The organism is Cronobacter sp. EKM101R, from assembly GCF_963888145.1.
Lineage (GTDB): Bacteria > Pseudomonadota > Gammaproteobacteria > Enterobacterales > Enterobacteriaceae > Cronobacter > Cronobacter turicensis.
Window position 1 is genome coordinate 1 of sequence record NZ_CAWPHW010000043.1, and the last position, 300, is coordinate 300.

Consider the following 300-nt stretch of genomic DNA (forward strand, 5'->3'; position numbering starts at 1 on the left):
GGGTGGTCAGTATGACTTTCTCTGTGGGCTGATCACCCTCGGGCGAAGGCTCACCCTCTAAAAGGAAAAGTCACATGCTTGGTCTTTTTAAAAAGAAAACCCGCAAAGTTGTTACCGAAGTAAAAAAATGGAAAACCGTGACGCGGTAGAGGCGACCGTATGGGGTGCGTATTCCATTGCCTGTGCTGACGGCACCTGTGACGCGAAAGAAATCGGTGTGCTTGAGAAAACCATCGCTGCGCTACCGGCTTTTGCGCCGTTCTCCGGTGAGATTGCACAGATGAGTGCCAGTATTCGCGC

1 pseudogene is annotated in these 300 nt (G+C 51.7%); it reads left to right on the forward strand.

The window, feature by feature from the left end:
- Nucleotides 1-74 precede the first annotated feature (74 nt).
- Nucleotides 75-300 (forward strand): annotated as a pseudogene (locus tag AACV31_RS19160) (tellurite/colicin resistance protein); the annotation flags it as partial.